Genomic DNA, 16,964 nt, shown 5'->3' with positions numbered 1-16,964 from the left:
GGTTGGGGGGCGGGGGGGGAGGGGGCCCCAAGGGAAGGAACAGCGAATCCGATCACACCGCGGCCCGGCCCTCCGCCGAGGCGGAGGGCCGAGCCAAAAAGCCCCCCACCGGCCTCCCCACCGCGAGCACAGCACCCCGGAAAGCCGCCCAGGAAGTCGGCCCGTCCGACTTCCTGCGCAGCGCCCCGAACGCCGAAGGCCGGTGCCCCTGGGGCACCGGCCTTCTCGGTGTGCTCGTCCGGTCGAACCAGGCTCGGAGAGCCGGGCCCCGGCTTCAGGCCGCGAGCCCGGCCTCCTCGGCTGCGCCCTCGGCGGGCTGCGCAGCGGCGGCCGTCCCGGCCGTCCGGTCCCGCATCAGCAGCATCGCCAGCAGCGCCGCCGCCAGGACACCGATCGCGCTGACCGTGAAGGTCGTCGACATCGCCGAGGTGAACGCCTCCCGGGCGGTCCGGACGAGCCCGGTGTCCCCGCCGGCGACCGCCAGTGCCCCGGCGATGGAGCTCTTCGCCTGCTCCGGCATCCCGGCCGGCATCTCGCTCGCGAAGCCGCTCGACAGCAGCGAGCCGAGGATCGCGATGCCGAGCGCGGTGCCCGCCTGCTGGATGGTGTCGTTCAGCGCCGAGCCGACGCCCGCCTGCTCCGGCGGAATGGTGCCCATCAGGGCGCCCACCGCGGCCGGCATGGCCAGGCCCGCGCCGAGGCCGAGCAGTCCGAGCGCGATCGCCGGGACGGCGAAGCCGGTGTCGGCCGAGACGGTGGTCAGCAGCGCGAACGAGGCGGCCATGACGAGCATCCCGGCGAGGATCAGGGCGCGGTGGCCGGCCTTCGCCGCGAGCTTGGCCCCGGCGGCGTTGCCGATCAGCGCGGCGAGGGCCAGCGGCAGGAACGCGAGGCCCGCCTTGACCGGCGAGTACCCGAGCACGAACTGGAGGTACTGGGTGAGCACCAGCAGCAGGCCGCCGTTGCCGATCTGCACCAGGGTCAGCGACAGCGAGCCCCCGCTGAAGTTGCGGTTCCTGAAGAGCACCAGCGGCACCATCGGCGCGGAGCTGAGGTTCTCCCACACCACGAAGCCGACGAGCGAGACCACCGCGACGACCAGGGTGACCAGCGAACGGGCACCGAACGCGCCGTGCTGCGGGATCTCGATGATCCACCAGACCAGGGCGGTCATGCCGACGGCGGACAGCACCGCGCCGAGCGGGTCGGGCTTCTGCCACGGGCCCTTGGACTCCGGCATCAGCAGCAGACCGGCCAGGATCGCCAGCGCGACGACCGGGACGTTGATGAAGAAGATCGAGTGCCACGAGAAGTGGTCGATCAGGACGCCGCCGAGCACCGGGCTGCCGACCAGCCCCAGCATCGCCACCGAGCCCCAGGCCGCCGTCGCCTTGCCGCGTTCCTGCTCGTCGAAGACGGTGATGAGGATCGACAGGGTCGAGGGCATGATCAGCGCGCCGCCGACGCCCATCGCGATGCGTGCCGCGATCACCTCGCCGGGGTTGGTGCAGAAGGTCGCCGCGAGGGAGGCCGCCCCGAACAGCAGCAGGCCGATGATCATGATCTTCCGGCGGCCGAAGCGGTCACCGAGGCTGCCGGAGGTCAGCAGCAGGCCGGCGAAGACCAGGACGTAGGAGTCGAGGATCCACTGGGTGTCCTGGGCGGTGGCGCCGAGGTCCGCGGTCATCGAGGGCACCGCGACCGTCAGGGCCATGCTGTCGACCACCAGCACGAGCGAGCTCAGGCAGAGCACGATCAGGATCCACCAGCGGTGCGGATTGCGACCCTCGATCCGATTGACGGCTTCCATCGGCCACCCCTCCATCCTGCGCACACCGTTCCCCGGTTGCGCACCCCGTTCCTTCGATGCGAACACTGTACGCACAGAGGAACGGTGTGCGCAACAGCGACTGCTGTACGCTGAATGCGCACGGTGTACGCGACGGGGCGATGGCGGATGCGGCGGCGGATGCAGCGGCAGGCGCAGCGCAGCGGCAGATGCGGCGAGAAACCCGGCGACAGCGCAGCAGGAACAGCAGGCAGCAGGGGAAAGGAGCCGCCATGGCCACCCGACAGAACCCGATCCCGTCCGTGTGGGCCCGTCGGCAGCGCGAGCCCGACCAGCCCTCGCTCAACCGGGCCGCGATCGTCCGCGAGGCGATCGTCATGCTGGACGCCGACGGCGTCGAGGCCCTGAGCATGCGCAAGCTCGGCACCCGGCTGAACGCGGGCGCCACCTCCCTCTACCGGCACGTGGCGACCAAGGACGAGCTGATGGAGCTCGCGGTGGACGAGGTCTTCGGCGAGATCACCCTCCCGCCCGCCGACAGCCCCGACTGGCGCTCCGCCGTCACGCAGGCCGCCCAGGCCTTCCGGGCGACGGCCCTGCGCCACTCCTGGCTGTCGTCCGTCCTCGGTCAGGCCGGCCTCGCCTACCTCGGCCCCAACCTGATGTCCTACGGCGAGCGTCTGACCGCCCTGTTCGCCGCGGCCGGCTTCCCCGAGCCGACCCGGGCGATCGACACGGTGCTGTCCTACGTCGTCGGGATGAGCACGGCGGAGGCGGCCTGGCTCAACACCGTCGCCCGCTCCGGCGAGAGCGAGGCCGAGTTCATCGCCCGGCTGATGCCCGCCGCTCAGCAGGCCGTCGCCGGGCTCGACCACCTCGTCGACGCCTACGCGGCCGCCGGGAACGCCGACCCGGCCTCCGAGCGCGACGCCAAGTTCGCCTACGGCCTGGAGGTCATCCTGGACGGCCTCGCCCTGCGCGTGTCCCGCTGACCGCGGCCCACCGGATCAGGGCGCAAGCCGCCCAACTCCCCGCAAAGGGACGGTACTCCCCGCCCCACCTCGCAGAATTCCGGCGGGCCCGGGGCGGGGAGCGGGCACAATGGCGTAGTGATGGTCGGCCGTCCGGTGTCGGGGGGCCAGGGATTGGAGGCCCGGGTGAGCGATCTTCCGCGCAAGGCAGTGACCCGCACGGCACGGCTCGCCGCCCTGCCGCTGGGGATAGCCGGTCGCGCCACGCTCGGTCTGGGCAGGCGGATCGGCGGCCGGTCCGCCGAGGTGGTCACCGCGGAGCTGCAACAGGCCACCGCCGACCAGCTGTTCAAGGTGCTCGGCGAGCTCAAGGGCGGGGCGATGAAGTTCGGGCAGGTGCTGTCCGTCTTCGAGGCCGCGCTGCCCGAGGAGGTCGCCGGGCCGTACCGGGCGGCGCTGACCAAGCTGCAGGACGCCGCACCCCCGATGCCCGCGGCCAAGGTGCACACCGCTCTCGCCCAGCGGCTCGGGGCGGGCTGGCGCGAGCTGTTCCTGGAGTTCGACGACCTGCCCGCGGCGGCGGCCTCGATCGGCCAGGTGCACCGGGCGGTCTGGCACGACGGGCGCCGGGTCGCGGTCAAGGTGCAGTACCCGGGCGCGGGCGACGCCCTGCTCGCGGACCTCTCGCAGCTGAGCCGGGTGGCCTGGTTGCTCGGGCCGCTGATCCCCGGGCTGGACATCAAGCCGCTGATCGCCGAGCTGCGCGAGCGTGTCTCGGAGGAGCTGGACTACGAGCTGGAGGCGCAGGCGCAGCGCCGGCACGCCGAGGAGTTCGCGGGGGATCCGGACATCGAGGTGCCGGGCGTGGTGGCGCAGGCCGACCAGGTGCTGGTCACCGAGTGGATGGACGGCACCCCGCTGGCCGAGGTGATCGCGCGCGGCTCCCAGGAGGAGCGCGACCGTGCCGGGCAGTTGCTGGCCCGGTTCCTGTTCGCCGGCCCGTCCCGGACGGGGCTGCTGCACGCGGATCCGCACCCGGGCAACTTCCGGCTGCTGACGGACGACGGCCCGGTGTCCGGCTGGCGGCTGGGCGTGCTGGACTTCGGCACGGTGGACCGGCTTCCGGGCGGGCTGCCCGCGCCGATCGGGGCCTCGTTGCGGATGGCGCTGGACGGGGATGCGGCGGGCGTGCTGAAGATGCTGCGCGAGGAGGGCTTCGTGAAGCCCTCGATCCAGCTCGATCCGGACGCGGTGCTGGACTACCTGCTGCCGATCATCGAGCCGGCCGCGGTGGACGTCTTCCACTTCACCCGGGCGTGGATGCGCGCGCAGGCGGCCCGGATCGCCGACCCGCGCTCCCCCGCCTACAACCTGGGCAAGCAGCTCAACCTGCCGCCCGCGTACCTGCTGATCCACCGGGTGACGCTGAGCACCATCGGCGTGCTCTGCCAGCTGGGCGCCAAGGCGCCGTTCCGCGCCGAGATGCTGGAGTGGCTGCCCGAGTTCTCGGACGGGCTGACGGCCGAGCCTGCCGAGCCCGCGAAGGCCGCGAAGGTCGCCAAGGCCGCGCAGGCCGCGAAGCCCTCGGCGGCCGCAGCGAAGCGGCCGCGCAAGGGCTGACGGCGATCCGAGCGTAGAACGGCCGCAGGCCGCTCCCCGGCGAGGGGGAGCGGCCTGCGGCACGACGGGGGTCCTGCGGTGGGGCGGGCGTTACATCAGCGCCACGGCGAGCGCCTTGCGGGCCCGCATCGAGGCCCGCTCGGCCCGCTGCTTGAGCTTGCGGGCCCGGACGACCCGGCTGACGAGCCGTTGGTTCTCGGCCTCGTGGAGCCTGTCTTGCATATGGGCCCGGGCCAGGGATTCGTGGAGGAGTTGCATTTCGAGGATCCTGTTCTGGGTCTGACGTTCGGTGGCCTGCTCGGCGCGGGCGGTGGGATCGAAAGCGGCGGGGGTCATGTCGTGGTCCTGCTCGTGGTGCGTGCTCGGGAATGGACTGCGGGCTGCGGCGTCGGCCTTGGCGGCGGCGATCCGCACGGATCGGCGGAGGGCGCTGTCCAGCGGGGGCTGCTCTCCCCTGTGGACGGACCCGACCTGGTCGGCGGGGTTCACGCCATGACCTCGGTCTTGCGCGGACGGCCACGCGGCCGCTTGCGGGCCACGACGACGCCCTGGACGAACAGCTCGCCGCCCCAGACGCCCCACGGCTCGCGCCGCTCCAGGGCGCCGGCGAGGCAGGAGTCCTTCACCGGGCAGGTGCCGCAGAGGGACTTCGCGTACTCGACGTCGGCGGGCGTCTCGGCGAAGAAGACCTCGGGGTCGAAGGCGCGGCAGGGGATGGGGAGACCGAGCGCTTCGGCCTGCTCGATCGAGCTGATCTGCATGGAAGGAACCTCCGGGGGGTCGGCCTGGTCGGCCTTGGTGATCTGGCTTGTCGGCGGTACGGACGGGGTGGGCGGTGTGATGACCGTGGACACTGTGGGCGTCTTCCTCGTCTTCTCAGTGGTTCCGGCCCAGGTGACTGGTGGTGCTGGGCCGGAGGCCCCGGGGGGCCTGGGTGGTCTTGCGTACCGGACAAAACAGAAGGGCCGCGGATCCCGGTGTGACGGGTTCCGCGGCCCTGGAGGTGCCGACCTGAGGCTGACTCAGGTTCGTTCTCTCCAGGGTTCAGGGCCGCGGAAGGCCTGCATCCGGATGGCCTCGGCGCCCGTAAAGGCGGCCATGGCCTGGTTGATCAGCTGCTCGTTCTGCTTCTGGGCGTTTCCGGCACCGATGACCTGCGCATAGCCGCCATGCGTGGCGGCGGCTACGGCCGCCTTCGGTGCCTGGGTCGGTCGCTCATCACGCGGGGAGCGCGACGTGCCGACCGACGCCCAGTCACGGGACAGACCGGTCTCGACAGCGGTGCCTTCGACGCTCCTGCCGCCCGTGAGGCACAGATCAGTGTGTCCGGGACCACTGACAACGGGGGCGACGGAGACACCGGTGGTGTCGAGACCCAGACCGGTTCCACCGAGCTCGGCGAGCGCCCGCAGACGGGCGGCACGCAGGGAGGCAGCGACAACGGTCTGGCCAGTCATTTTGGTGATCATGATGTTTCCCACTGTCTTCGCCTCCTCTCGGCGTCTCGCGGAGCCAGGTTCCCCCGGCTCCGAATGTTCGGATGTCTGTCTCGGTAAAGCTGTGGGTCCGGGGGAATCGGCACAGGTGTAACCCCGTGCGACCGCGTCCCCTTGACCGCCCCGGCAGGCTATTGCGCTCCCGGTACGCCGCGCAAACTATTTTTCGCGGCGAGTCGCGCGGCGAGTCCCACAGCCGGCTTCGAAGTCCCCCGAGCAGTCCCCTGGACCGCGCCCGCGCCGACTCACGCCGGATCGACCGGACCGTCGTCCTCGACGCCGTCCGGATCCTCCTCGGGCTCCTCCCCCGCACACAACGAGAGCACGGCGGCCCCGTACTTGTCCAGCTTCATCGCGCCGACCCCCGAGATCGAGGCCAGCTCCTGGCGGCTGGACGGCACGTCCTCGGCGATCGCCATCAGCGTCGCGTCGGTGAACACCACGTAGGCCGGGGCGCCCTGCTTCTTCGCCTGCCGGGCCCGCCACTCGCGCAGCCGCTCGTAGAGCGCCTCGTCCATGGTGGAGGGGCAGCTCTCGCAGCGGCGCAGTTTGCGTTCGACGGCTTCGGTGAGCGCCTTGTCGCAGACCCGGCACTTGACCGGTCCGCGGATCCGGCGGGCGGCGGAGCGCTCGCCGGGCTCGACGCCCCCCCGCCCGCCGCGCGCGCCGGTCCGTGCGCCGGGTGCGGAGGAGCCGGGGCGCAGCCCGTCGAGGAAGCGGCTGGGCTTGCGGCTCGCGCGGCCGCCCGGCGAGCGGGAGAGGGCCCAGGAGAGGCTCAGGTGCTTGCGGGCGCGGGTGACGCCGACGTAGAGGAGGCGGCGTTCCTCCTCCACCTGCTCGTCGGTCTTGGCGTAGATGATCGGCAGGGTGCCCTCGGTGAGGCCGACGAGGAAGACGGCGTCCCATTCGAGGCCCTTGGCGGCGTGCAGGGAGGCGAGGGTGACGCCTTCGACGGCGGGGGCGTGCTGGGCGGCGGCGCGGGCGTCGAGTTCGGCGACGTAGGCGGCGAGGTCGGTGCCCTGGCCGGCCGCGGTGCGGGTGCGCTCGAACTCCTCGGCGAGCCGGACGAGGGCGGCGAGGGACTCCCAGCGGTCGCGGACGGCGCCGGAGCCGGCGGGGGGCTCGGCGGTGAAGCCGCGGGTGGCGAGGACGGCGCGGACCTGGCCGGCGAGGTCGGGGGCGCCGTCGGTGAGGGGGTCGGAGGCGGCACGGGCGGCGCCGCGCAGCAGGACCCCGGCGTCGCGGACCTCGGGGCGTTCGAAGAACCGTTCGGCGCCCTTGAGCTGGTAGGGGACGCCGAGGTCGGCGAGGGCCTGTTCGTAGACCTCGGACTGGCCGTTGGTGCGGAAGAGGACGGCGATCTCGCTGGCGCGGACGCCGGCGGCGAGCAGGTCCTTGATCCGGCGGGCGGTGGTCTCGGCCTCGGTCGGTTCGTCCTCGTACTCGGTGTAGACGGGCTCGGGGCCGGCTTCGCGCTGGGAGACGAGTTCGAGCCGGTGGCGGGCGGCTTCGCCGCGGGCCTGGGCGAGCAGTCCGTTGGCGAGGTGGACGACCTGAGGGGTGGAGCGGTAGTCGCGGACGAGCTTGACGACGGTGGCCCCGGGGTGGCGGCCGCGGAAGTTCAGCAGGTAGTCGGGGGTCGCGCCGGTGAAGGAGTAGATGGTCTGGCTGGCGTCGCCGACGACGCACAGGCTGGCGCCGCCCTCGGGGCCGGTCCACTGGTCGAGGAGGCGCTGCTGGAGCGGGGAGACGTCCTGGTACTCGTCGACGGTGAAGTGCCGGTACTGGGAGCGGACCTGGTCGGCGATGTCCGGGCGGTCCTCCAGGATGGCGGCGGTGAGCAGCAGGACGTCCTCGAAGTCGATGTTTCCGCGGCGGGTCTTGGTCTCCTCGTAGACGCGGTAGACCTGGGCGGTCTCGGCCGGGTCGCGGGGGGCTTCGCGGCCGGACTTGGCGACGGCGGCGGGGTAGTCCTCGGGGGCGGTCTGGGTGACCTTGGCCCATTCGATCTCGGCGGTGAGGTCGCGCAGTTCGGTGCGCTGGACGCGCAGTCCGCAGCGGCCGGCGGCCTCGGCGACGAGCTGGACCTTGCGTTCGAGGAGCTGCGGGACGGGGCCGCCGACGGCGCGGGGCCAGAAGTACTGGAGCTGGCGCAGGGCGGCGGCGTGGAAGGTGCGGGCCTGGACGCCGTCGGCGCCGAGCTGGCGCAGGCGGCCGCGCATCTCGCCGGCGGCGCGGGCGGTGAAGGTGACGGCGAGGACCTGCTGGGGGTGGTAGACGCCGCTGCGCACGCCGTAGGCGATGCGGTGGGTGATGGCCCGGGTCTTGCCGGTGCCGGCGCCGGCGAGGACGCAGACGGGGCCGTGCAGGGCGGTGGCGACGGCGCGCTGTTCGGGGTCGAGCCCGGCGAGCACGGCGTCGGGGCCCGTGGCGGCGCCGGGGTCGGCCCAGGGGGAGCCGTGGGGGCCGTCGTAGGGGCTGCCGCTCAAGAGGTCTTCCTGCATGCGTTCCATCTTCTCAGCCCGGTGGGACAACGGGGGCGGGGTTGTCCACAGGCCCGGTGTGATCGCAGGATGATCGCTCCGCACGACGGTCGAAGGGGTGCCGGAATGCCCGCCGCCCGGCGGACGTTCCGTCCGGAGACCGTACGCACCCCTCTTCCGAAGGAGTCCCCTCGATGTCCGGCACCGTGACGATGTACAGCACGACCTGGTGTGGGTACTGCAACCGACTCAAGAGCCAGCTGGAGCGCGAAGGCATCGGCTACACCGAGATCAACATCGAGGAGGACCCGGCGTCGGCGTCCTTCGTCGAGTCGGTGAACAACGGCAACCAGACGGTGCCGACGGTGCTGGTGACGCCGGCGGGCGGCGGCGAGCGGGTCGTGATGACCAACCCGAGCCTGCTGCAGGTCAAGAAGGCCCTGGCGGCCTGACCCGGCCGGGCCGCCAGGGCCGGCGCGCGTCACGTCGCGTCGGCCCTGGCGGGGTCGACGGGTGCGGCGGGCGCGGGCAGGGAGGTGCGCGCGCCGAGGTCGCCGACGCCGTAGACGAGCCGGCTGCGGTCGGCCGAGTAGCGGGTCTCGATGACCCGCACGGGCCCGCGCCGGTCGTAGGTGACGCGGGTCTGCACCATGAGCGGCACGCCGGGGCCGCCCTGGAACCACTGGGCCTCCTCGGGCCCGGGCATCCGGGCGACGAGGTGGTCGACGGCGCCGATCTCGGTGCGCCCGAGGGTGGCGAGCACCGCCTCGTCGCCGCCCTCGACGGGGTCGGGTTCCATCAGCGGGGTGCCGGCGGCGAGGCCGGCCCGGTAGTGGCTCTCCTCGATGGAGTACGGCTCGCGGTCGAGCAACCGCAGCTGGCGGCGGACCACGATGGCCTCGCCGGGGCGCAGTCCGAGCCGTTCGGCGATGTCCACCCGGGCCCGGACGATCATCATCTCGAAGTCGGTGCCGAGTTCGCGCCCGGCTTCGGCGGCCTCGCCGAGGTAGACCTCGGAGGGCGCGGCGAGGCAGTCGCGCGACACGGGGGCCGATGTCGGCCCGTAGGCGCGGTGGTCCAGGACGGGGTGTTCGCGCAGGTAGGTGCCCTTTCCCTGGAGGCGGACCAGGCGGCCCTCGTTGACCAGGACGTCGACGGCGAGGCGGACGGTGTTGCGGGCGACGCCGTACTGGCGCTCCAGTTCGCTTTCGACCGGCAGGGCGGCGTCGGAGGTGAACTCGCCCTCGGCGATCCGACGGCGGAGGTCGGCGGCGAGGCGCTGGTATTTGGGGGATTGGGCGGTGCCCCGGGGGATTGTCACCCGAGTGAATGTAGCGAGCGCGGTGACACGGTTTCAGCCGTTTCCGGCAATGTCGTCCGCGCGGGTTGACGACGGGGGCCCGGAGATGCCTTCCGGTAGCAGAACTGGCCCGTCCTGATACGAACAGCCGGTGGTGAGGAATTCGGAAAGGGATTGGAAGGAAAAAAGGGGGCGCACGGCATTGGCCGCACGCCCCCTTCTTGTGGAATTAGCAGCATACGGAATTACCAGCGCGCCGCCGCGGGCAGCGGCTCGCCATACCAGAGCTCGACCAGGTGCCGGGCGATCGAGATCCCGGACGGCGGCAGGATCTCGCCCGCCTCCATCCCGGCCCGCAGCTCCTCGCGGGAGAACCAGCGCGCCTCGGCCAGCTCCTCGCCGTCCACGGTGATCTCGGTGCCGCCGGGCAGCGCCCTGCCGGTGAAGCCGAGCATCAGGCTGGACGGGAACGGCCAGGGCTGGCTGGCGACGTACTGCACCTCGCCGACCTGGACGCCCGCCTCCTCGTGCACCTCGCGGGCCACCGCCTGCTCGATCGACTCCCCCGGCTCGACGAAGCCGGCCAGCGTCGACCAGCGGCCCTCCGGCCACAGCGCCTGGCGGCCGAGCAGGCAGCGGTCCTGCTCGTCGGTGATCACCATGATCACCGCCGGGTCGGTGCGCGGGTAGTGCTCGGCCGCGCAGGAGGTGCAGCGCCGCACGTGGCCGGCGCCGGCCTTCTCGGTCGGGTGCCCGCAGCGCGAGCAGAAGCTGTGCAGCCGGTGCCAGTGCTCCAGCGCGACGGCGTGCACCAGCAGTCCGGCGTCCCGGTCCGACAGCATCGCGCCGACCTCCCGCAGCCCGGCCGGGCGGGCGTCGCCGTCCAGGCGCCCGGGCAGGCTCTCGCCGGCCAGCGCGAAGTACGAGACGCCGTCCCCGTCGGTGCCCAGGAAGTACCGGTCGCCGGTCTGCGGCGCCTCGAACGAGGGCAGCAGCACGAGTTCGGTGCCCTGCGCGGTGTCGACCACGAAGGCCTCGCCGCCGGCGATCGGCAGCACCCGGGTGGTCGGGTGGCTCCAGGCCGCCGCCAGCCAGGGCTCGTCGAAGCGGTGCTCGGCCGCCCGGTCCACCCCGGCCCGGGCCAGTGCCAGGTACAGCGGGCGCTCGGTCTCAGGCACGGTGCTCACAGGTTCCATCCCCACGTGGTGAATCATCCGGATGAGTGATCTGACTGGCCATGGTGTGCGCCATCGTGTGCGCCACGGTGTGCGCCATCGTGTGCGCCATGGTGTGCACGGAGCGGGTCACGCACCCGGCCGGAAGTTCTCGGCCAGGTCGCCCCACAGGTACGCGGCGGTCTCCACGCCCTTGGCCAGCAGGTCCAGCTCGACCTTCTCGTTGACCGAGTGCCAGCCGTCCGAGGGCACCGAGATGCCGAGGAACAGCACCGGCGCGCCCAGCACGTCCTGCAGGTCGGCGGCCGGGCCGGAGCCGCCCTCCCGGGTGAAGAGGATCTTCTGCCCGAAGGCCCGCCCCATCGCGCGGACGGTGGACTGCAGCGCCGGGTGGTCCAGCGGGGTCAGGCAGGGCCGGGTCGCGCCCGGGAAGACCAGCTCGTAGCGGATGCCCTCGGGCACCTGCTCGGCCACCCAGGCCCGCACCGCCTCGCGGACCTTCTCCACCTCCTGCCCGGCGACCAGCCGGAAGGACAGCTTGAGGTGCGCCGAGGTCGGCACGATGGTCTTCCCGCCCGGGCCGGTGTAGCCGCCCCAGATGCCGTTCACCTCGGCCGTCGGACGGGCCCAGATCCGCTCCAGGGTGGTGTACCCGGCCTCGCCGCGGGTGCCGTACGACTTGGCGACCCGTAGCCACTGCGCCTCGTCGAAGGGCAGCTCGGCGAACAGCTCGCGCTCGCGGTCGGTCAGCTCGACCACGCCGTCGTAGAAGCCCGGGACGGCCACCTTGCGGTCCGCGTCGTGCAGGGCGGCGGCCAGCTCGGCCGCGACCTGGGCCGGGTTGGGGACGGCGCCGCCGAAGGAGCCGGAGTGGATGTCGGTGTCCGGCCCGTACAGGTCGATCTGGGCGTCGGCGAGGCCGCGCATGCCGGTGCAGACGGTCGGCGTCTCGGCGGACCACATGCCGGTGTCCGAGATGACCACGACGTCGGCGGCCAGCCGCTCGGCCTCGCGGCGGACCAGGCCGGCGAAGTTCGGCGAGCCGGACTCCTCCTCGCCCTCGATCAGCAGCTTGAGGTTGACCGCCGGGGCGGTGCGGCCGGTGGCGGCCAGGTGGGCGCGCACGCCCAGGGTGTGGAAGAACACCTGGCCCTTGTCGTCGGCGGCGCCGCGCGCGTACAGCCGGCCGCCGACCACGGTCGGGGTGAACGGCTCGGTCTCCCAGCCGTCCTCCTTGGCGGCGGGCTGCACGTCGTGGTGCCCGTAGACCAGGACGGTCGGCGCGGACGCGTCCCCGGAGGGCCACTCGGCGAACACCGCCGGCAGGCCGTCCGTCTCCCACACCTCGGCCACCGGGAAGCCGGTGTCGCGCAGCTTGGCCGCCAGCCACTCGGCGGAGCGCCGCACCTCGCCGGCCCGGGCCGGGTCCGCGGAGACCGAGGGGATGGCCAGCCACTCGGAGAGGTCGGCGAGGAAGGCGGCCTGGTGGCGGTCGATGTAGGAGCGGACGGCGCTGTCCGGGGTTCTCGTCATACGGACGACTGTAGTTCGCCGGTACGGGTGCCCGCCCCGGCCGTCCGGTTGCCGGGCCCCGCCACGGCTGTAACCTCCGTCACCCCCGTCGCGGCACGGTCGCGGACGGGGGTGACGGAGCAGGCGGACGGGGCCAGGGCGGGTCTGACAATTCGCGTCGCACGCCGGGCCGACGGGCCTCAGCCGGAGCGGCGCAGCAGCGTGATCCGCGAGCGGGTGAGCAGCGCCGCGAGGCCGGCCGCGAGCAGCGGGAGCAGCACCACGGTGGCGGCGATGGTGGGCCACGGGAAGACCACGGCCGCCTTGTTGGCGATCTCCTCGGGGCTCATGCCGGGGAAGGTGCTCGCCGCGCCCTCGACCTTGCGCAGTGCCACGCCCGGCACGATGCCGCTGACCACTCCGAGCAGGGCGCCCATGGCGGCGATCACGCCGCACTGGAAGCCGGACAGCGAGCGCCGGATGCGCGGTTCGGCGCCGACCGCCGCGAGGGTGGTCAGGTCGCGCTGCGAGTCGGCGGCGGCCAGTCCGGTGGCGATGCCGGCCGCGCCCAGGGCGACCAGGGTGGCGAAGATGTTCAGGCCGAGCCGGATCAGGCCGGCCTTGGACTGGTAGCCGCGTTCGACGGAGAGGATGTCGCGGTCGCTGAGCTTGGCCAGCGCGCCGACGGCCTTCTGCTGGGCGTTGTCGGAGGGCACGGCGGCGGGCAGCCAGACCGAGCCGGCCGGGCCGGTGGTGAGGCCGAGCTGGGCGGCGAGGGCCGGGCTGAAGACGGCCTGGCCCACGGCGGGCACCGCGGCGTCGGCGAGGACGGCGTCCACGGCGACCTCGGTGCGTACGGGCTTGCGGTTGGCGCCGCCGCGCGCGCTGTAGTCGTACGGCTCGTGCTTCTGGACGATGACCTTGCCGTCCTTCAGGTACCGGGGGTCGAAGACCACGGCCTTGCCGTCGGCGAGGGCCTGGCCGGCGGCCTGTCCGGTGACGCCGTAGAGGTTGCGCAGCAGGGTGGCGTCGCCGACGGTGAGGGAGCCGAAGGCGTTGGCGCGGGGGCGGGCGTGGCAGCGCGGGTCGGTTTCGAGGATGCGGTCGGCCTCTCCGGGGCCGAGCTCCCGGTCCTGGTCGAGGACGGGGCAGCGCAGTTCCTTGGGCATCTCGACGCTGACGTAGCCGCAGGAGCCGTTCTCGGAGCAGTCGCCCTTGTAGGTGACGCGCTGGACGTCGGCGCGGGGGCCGAGGTCGGGGATGTTGCGTTCGACGGCCTCGCGCATCTGCGGCAGCAGGTTGGCGTCGGCGCTGCGCAGCCAGCCGTTGCCGAGCATGACGGATCCGGACGGCCCGGAGGCGACGTACTCGCGCCGGTACTGGTCGTCGTAGCTGGCGATGTAGACGTTGACGGCGACGGAGCCGGCGACGGCGGCCATGACGGCGGCGACGGCGGGCGCGGTGCGGCCGCGGTGGCGCACGGAGTCGCGCAGGGCGAGCCGGGGGCCGAGCGAGAGCCAGCGGCCGATCCGGCCGAAGAGGCCGACCAGGTAGGGCGTGAGGGCGACCATGCCGAGTTCGGCGACGGCCGAGCCGCCGAGGACGGCGAAGCTGCGGCTGCCGAAGCCGCTGGTGGAGCCGAGCAGGGCGAGGGCGGCGCCGCCGGCGAGCATCAGCAGGCCGAGTACGGCGAGTTTGCGGCTCGGCGGCTTGAGCGAGTCGCGGCCGGTGAGCGCGGAGACGACGTCCTGGCGGGAGGCCTGGACGGCGGGCACGACGGCGGCCAGCAGGCCGGTGACCAGGCCGACCAGCAGGACGCCGAGCAGGTCGAGCGGCTGGACGGCGAAGTGGCCGAAGCGCTGGCCGGCGTACTCCTCGGCCTGGGTGCGCAGCAGGGCGACCAGGCCGACGCCGAGGACGAGGCCGACCGCGGCGCCGGTGACGCCGAGGACGATGCCCCCGCCGAGGACGACGGCGCGGATGTTGGCGCGCTCACCGCCGGCGGCGGCGAGCAGGCCGAGCTGCCGCCGGGAGCGCCTGGCCCCGACGGCGAAGGCGGGGCCCGCGAGCAGGACGATCTCCAGCAGGGCCATGCCGGCGACGGTCGCGGCGATGACCACGGAGGTCCGGTTGAAGTAGGTGGTGTTGCCGGTGCCGTGCTGGTCCTGCGCGACGAAGTAGGGGACGTCGGCGCGGGCGGGCGGGTCGATCAGGACGGCGCGGGAGGTCAGGTTGAAGCCGTACTGGTTGAGTTCGGTGACCTTCTGCCAGTCGAGGCCGGCCCCGGCGGGGAGCTTGACCAGCCAGCTGGTGGGGGTGCCGGTGCCGGCGGTGGGGCCGCGGGTGGCGCCCGGGGTCTTGGCGAGCCGGTCGATCAGGGTGCCGGGGCGGGCGAGGAGTTCGGTGGCGGTCAGTTCGCCGGGGAACTCGTAGACGCCGGTGATGGTGAAGGGGGTGTCCTCCAGGCCGCGGACGGCCGTCCGGTCGCCGATCTTGAGGCCGGAGCGCTTGAGGAACTCCGTGGTGACGGCGGCCTCGTGGTCGGCCGTGGGGGCGCGGCCCTTGACCAGGTCGATCCGTCCGTTCCAGACCGGGTCGCTCAGGTCGGACTCGCTGACGCGGGTGCTGAGCAGGCCCTCGGCGCTGCTGGCCGCGGTGTACGGGCCCTGGCGCTCGGGCACGAGGGTGGCCCCGGCCGGGAGCAACTGGCGGGCCAGTTCGGCGGGTTCGGTGTCGAGGGAGCGCTGTTGGGCGGGGGTGTACTGGGGGGCGGCGCCGTCCTTGGCGGTGTCCTTGGGGTTCTTGACGGTGAAGCCCTCGGACGGGTCGGGAGCCTGCTCGACGGAGGAGCCGCGCTCGACCATCTCCAGTTCGCCGGCGGACTGGCCCATGACGCGTACGGCGCGTTCGGCGGGCGAGAGGTCGGCGCTGCGGTAGAACACGTCGGCGCCGGTGACGCCGAGGACGGGCAGGGCGACCATGGCGATGACGAGGGCGCTGCGGCCCTTGGCCCGCAGGGCGTCGCGGCGGGCGATGCGCAGGGCGACCCGCCAGGCGCTGAGCTTCACTCGTCCACCTTCATGCTGTTGGTGGCGGCGCTGACGAGCAGGCTGGCGGCGTCCTGGCTGACGGACTCGTCGACCATGCGGCCGTCGCGCAGGAAGACCACGCGGTCGGCCCAGGCGGCGTGCCGGGCCTCGTGGGTGACCATCATGGCGGCGGCGCCGGCGTCGCAGCGGGCGCGCAGGACGGCGAGGACGGCCTCGCCGGTGGTGGAGTCGAGGGCGCCGGTGGGTTCGTCGGCGAGGACGAGGCGGCGGTCGCCGATCAGGGCGCGGGCAATGGCGACGCGCTGCTGCTGGCCGCCGGACATGTCGTCGGGGAAGCGGTCGGCGAGCTCGGGGATGCCGAGCTCCTCCAGCGCGGCGAGCGCCTCGCGGCGGGCGGCTCGGGCGGACAGGCCGTCGAGCTCGCGGGGCAGCGAGATGTTCTCGGCCGCGGTGAGCGCCGGGATCAGGTTGTAGTCCTGGAAGACGTAGCCGACGGAGCGGCGGCGGACCTGGGCGAGCTTCTTGCGGTTGAGCTCGCCGAGGGAGACGCCCTCGATCAGGACCTGGCCGCCGCTCGGGGTGTCGAGGCCGCCGGCCAGGGTGAGCAGGGTCGACTTGCCGGAGCCGGAGGGGCCCATGACGGCGACGAACTCGCCGGGGTGGACCTTGAGGTCGACACCGCGCAGGGCCTGGACCTCGGCGGCGCCGTGGCCGTGGACCCGGGTGACGTTCTCCAGGTGCAGCACCGGCGTCTGCCGGCCTTCTTGGGTGTGGGACACGATTCCCCCCTTGTACTGGGTGTGGGCTCGGGGTCGGGGTCCGAGCCGGTGGTTCGGTGCCGGGGCGCTCAGGCGCGCAGGCGGCGGCCGCGCTTGGCGGGCGCGGTGCGTGCGTCGCGGGCGGTCTCGGCGGTTCGGGCCTGTAGGGCTTCGGCTTGGAGGGTCTCGGCCTGCTGGGCGAGCCGGGTCTCGCAGTGGTCGAGCCAGCGGATCTCGGCTTCGGTCTGGAAGATCAGCTGGTCGAGGACGAGCAGCCAGGCGAGGTCGTTGCTCGCGGAGGGGACCACGCCGGGTCTCGACTCCCCCGCCAGGGCGCGGCCCTTGAGCCGGGTGTAGTCCTGCAGCGCCTTGATGCTGTGTCGGCGCTGGCCCTGGACGACGGCGGAGACGTCCACTCCGGGGACGGTGACGGCCATGGCGAGCTTGATGGCCAGTTCGTCGCGCGGCGGGCTGGTCCGGGGCACCGGGGTGTCGAACCAGGCCCGCAGTTCGGTGCGGCCGGCGTCGGTGACGGCGTAGAACTGGTGGCCGTCCTCGTCCTCCCCCGCGGGCTCGACCAGGCCGTCGCGCTCCAGCCGGGACAGCGTGGTGTAGACCTGCCCGACGTTGAGGGGCCAGGTGGCGCCGGTGCGCGCCTCGAACTCGGTGCGCAGCTGGTAGCCGTAGCGCGGGCCCTGGTCGAGCAGGGCGAGCAGACCGTGACGGATGGACATACCGAGTATGTATACCCGGTATGCCCCGGCGCCTCAAGCCGTGCAGTCCTCCCCCGGCGACCGGGTACCGTCGTGC

14 protein-coding genes are annotated in these 16,964 nt (G+C 73.2%); 3 read left to right on the top strand and 11 right to left on the bottom strand.

All coding sequences use genetic code 11. The features are described 5' to 3' along the window. Positions 1-274: 274 nt before the first annotated feature. Positions 275-1,810 carry an MFS transporter gene (locus OP86_RS14690; protein WP_030058307.1) on the bottom strand — a complete coding sequence of 512 codons (1,536 nt, stop codon included), beginning with the start codon at positions 1,808-1,810 and terminating at the stop codon, positions 275-277. Between the two features lie 251 nt (positions 1,811-2,061). On the opposite strand from OP86_RS14690, the gene OP86_RS14685 reads away from it, so the two are divergent. Next, on the top strand, positions 2,062-2,781 hold the full coding sequence (locus tag OP86_RS14685) for a TetR/AcrR family transcriptional regulator (RefSeq protein WP_030058308.1): 720 nt from the start codon (positions 2,062-2,064) through the stop codon (positions 2,779-2,781). Between the two features lie 165 nt (positions 2,782-2,946). Beyond that, positions 2,947-4,380 (top strand): ABC1 kinase family protein, encoded by a 1,434-nt coding sequence (locus tag OP86_RS14680; protein ID WP_030058309.1) that lies wholly within the window; start codon positions 2,947-2,949, stop codon positions 4,378-4,380. Between the two features lie 90 nt (positions 4,381-4,470). Here the strand turns inward: OP86_RS14680 and OP86_RS39025 are convergent, their stop codons facing one another. From OP86_RS39025 to OP86_RS14660, 4 genes are all read right to left on the bottom strand, one after another. Then, entirely contained in the window at positions 4,471-4,869 is a 399-nt protein-coding gene (locus OP86_RS39025) for a hypothetical protein (protein ID WP_324604098.1), read from the bottom strand. Continuing rightward, positions 4,866-5,234 carry a WhiB family transcriptional regulator gene (locus OP86_RS14670; RefSeq protein ID WP_418952628.1) on the bottom strand — a complete coding sequence of 123 codons (369 nt, stop codon included), beginning with the start codon at positions 5,232-5,234 and terminating at the stop codon, positions 4,866-4,868. Before OP86_RS14670 ends, OP86_RS39025 begins: the two co-directional genes overlap by 4 nt. A 168-nt stretch (positions 5,235-5,402) precedes the next feature. Further along, positions 5,403-5,861 (bottom strand): hypothetical protein, encoded by a 459-nt coding sequence (locus tag OP86_RS14665; RefSeq protein WP_033331928.1) that lies wholly within the window; start codon positions 5,859-5,861, stop codon positions 5,403-5,405. Positions 5,862-6,121: 260 nt separating this feature from the next. Next, a complete protein-coding gene (locus OP86_RS14660; RefSeq protein WP_078589044.1) occupies positions 6,122-8,389 on the bottom strand; it encodes an ATP-dependent DNA helicase UvrD2 in 2,268 nt (755 codons plus the stop codon). A 164-nt stretch (positions 8,390-8,553) separates the two neighbouring features. Between OP86_RS14660 and OP86_RS14655 the strand changes: the two genes are divergently transcribed. Continuing rightward, positions 8,554-8,811 carry a mycoredoxin gene (locus tag OP86_RS14655; protein ID WP_030058313.1) on the top strand — a complete coding sequence of 86 codons (258 nt, stop codon included), beginning with the start codon at positions 8,554-8,556 and terminating at the stop codon, positions 8,809-8,811. A gap of 29 nt (positions 8,812-8,840) precedes the next feature. Here the strand turns inward: OP86_RS14655 and OP86_RS14650 are convergent, their stop codons facing one another. The 6 genes from OP86_RS14650 to OP86_RS14625 all read right to left on the bottom strand — a co-directional run bounded on the left by OP86_RS14650 (position 8,841) and on the right by OP86_RS14625 (position 16,888). Beyond that, positions 8,841-9,680, bottom strand: a complete 840-nt coding sequence (locus OP86_RS14650) for a GntR family transcriptional regulator (protein ID WP_030058314.1) — start codon at positions 9,678-9,680, stop codon at positions 8,841-8,843. A 224-nt stretch (positions 9,681-9,904) separates the two neighbouring features. Continuing rightward, positions 9,905-10,855, bottom strand: a complete 951-nt coding sequence (gene nudC, locus OP86_RS14645; RefSeq protein ID WP_030058315.1) for an NAD(+) diphosphatase — start codon at positions 10,853-10,855, stop codon at positions 9,905-9,907. A 108-nt stretch (positions 10,856-10,963) separates the two neighbouring features. Continuing rightward, complete coding sequence (locus tag OP86_RS14640; protein WP_030258768.1) at positions 10,964-12,367, bottom strand: dipeptidase; 1,404 nt, start codon at positions 12,365-12,367, stop codon at positions 10,964-10,966. A 179-nt stretch (positions 12,368-12,546) separates the two neighbouring features. Next, entirely contained in the window at positions 12,547-15,414 is a 2,868-nt protein-coding gene (locus OP86_RS14635; RefSeq protein ID WP_030258765.1) for an FtsX-like permease family protein, read from the bottom strand. Then, positions 15,411-16,175: an ABC transporter ATP-binding protein gene (locus tag OP86_RS14630; RefSeq protein WP_030258762.1), complete on the bottom strand. Its 765-nt coding sequence runs from the start codon at positions 16,173-16,175 to the stop codon at positions 15,411-15,413. Before OP86_RS14630 ends, OP86_RS14635 begins: the two co-directional genes overlap by 4 nt. Before the next feature lie 68 nt (positions 16,176-16,243). Then, entirely contained in the window at positions 16,244-16,888 is a 645-nt protein-coding gene (locus OP86_RS14625; protein ID WP_030061498.1) for a PadR family transcriptional regulator, read from the bottom strand. Positions 16,889-16,964: the final 76 nt, after the last annotated feature.

Source organism: Streptomyces novaecaesareae, assembly GCF_000716875.1.
Lineage (GTDB): Bacteria > Actinomycetota > Actinomycetes > Streptomycetales > Streptomycetaceae > Kitasatospora > Kitasatospora novaecaesareae.
The sequence above is the reverse complement of the archived record's forward strand: the minus strand, read 5'-3'. Positions and strand labels throughout refer to the sequence as shown.

What these genes read in the sequence shown, in the direction of transcription:
- OP86_RS14690 (WP_030058307.1), bottom strand. Translation starts at nt 1,810, where the DNA reads ATGGAAGCCGTCAATCGGATCGAGGGTCGCAATCCGCACCGCTGGTGG.
- OP86_RS14685 (WP_030058308.1), top strand. Translation starts at nt 2,062, where the DNA reads ATGGCCACCCGACAGAACCCGATCCCGTCCGTGTGGGCCCGTCGGCAG.
- OP86_RS14660 (WP_078589044.1), bottom strand. Translation starts at nt 8,389, where the DNA reads ATGGAACGCATGCAGGAAGACCTCTTGAGCGGCAGCCCCTACGACGGC.
- OP86_RS14655 (WP_030058313.1), top strand. Translation starts at nt 8,554, where the DNA reads ATGTCCGGCACCGTGACGATGTACAGCACGACCTGGTGTGGGTACTGC.
- nudC (WP_030058315.1), bottom strand. Translation starts at nt 10,855, where the DNA reads ATGGAACCTGTGAGCACCGTGCCTGAGACCGAGCGCCCGCTGTACCTG.
- OP86_RS14640 (WP_030258768.1), bottom strand. Translation starts at nt 12,367, where the DNA reads ATGACGAGAACCCCGGACAGCGCCGTCCGCTCCTACATCGACCGCCAC.
- OP86_RS14625 (WP_030061498.1), bottom strand. Translation starts at nt 16,888, where the DNA reads ATGTCCATCCGTCACGGTCTGCTCGCCCTGCTCGACCAGGGCCCGCGC.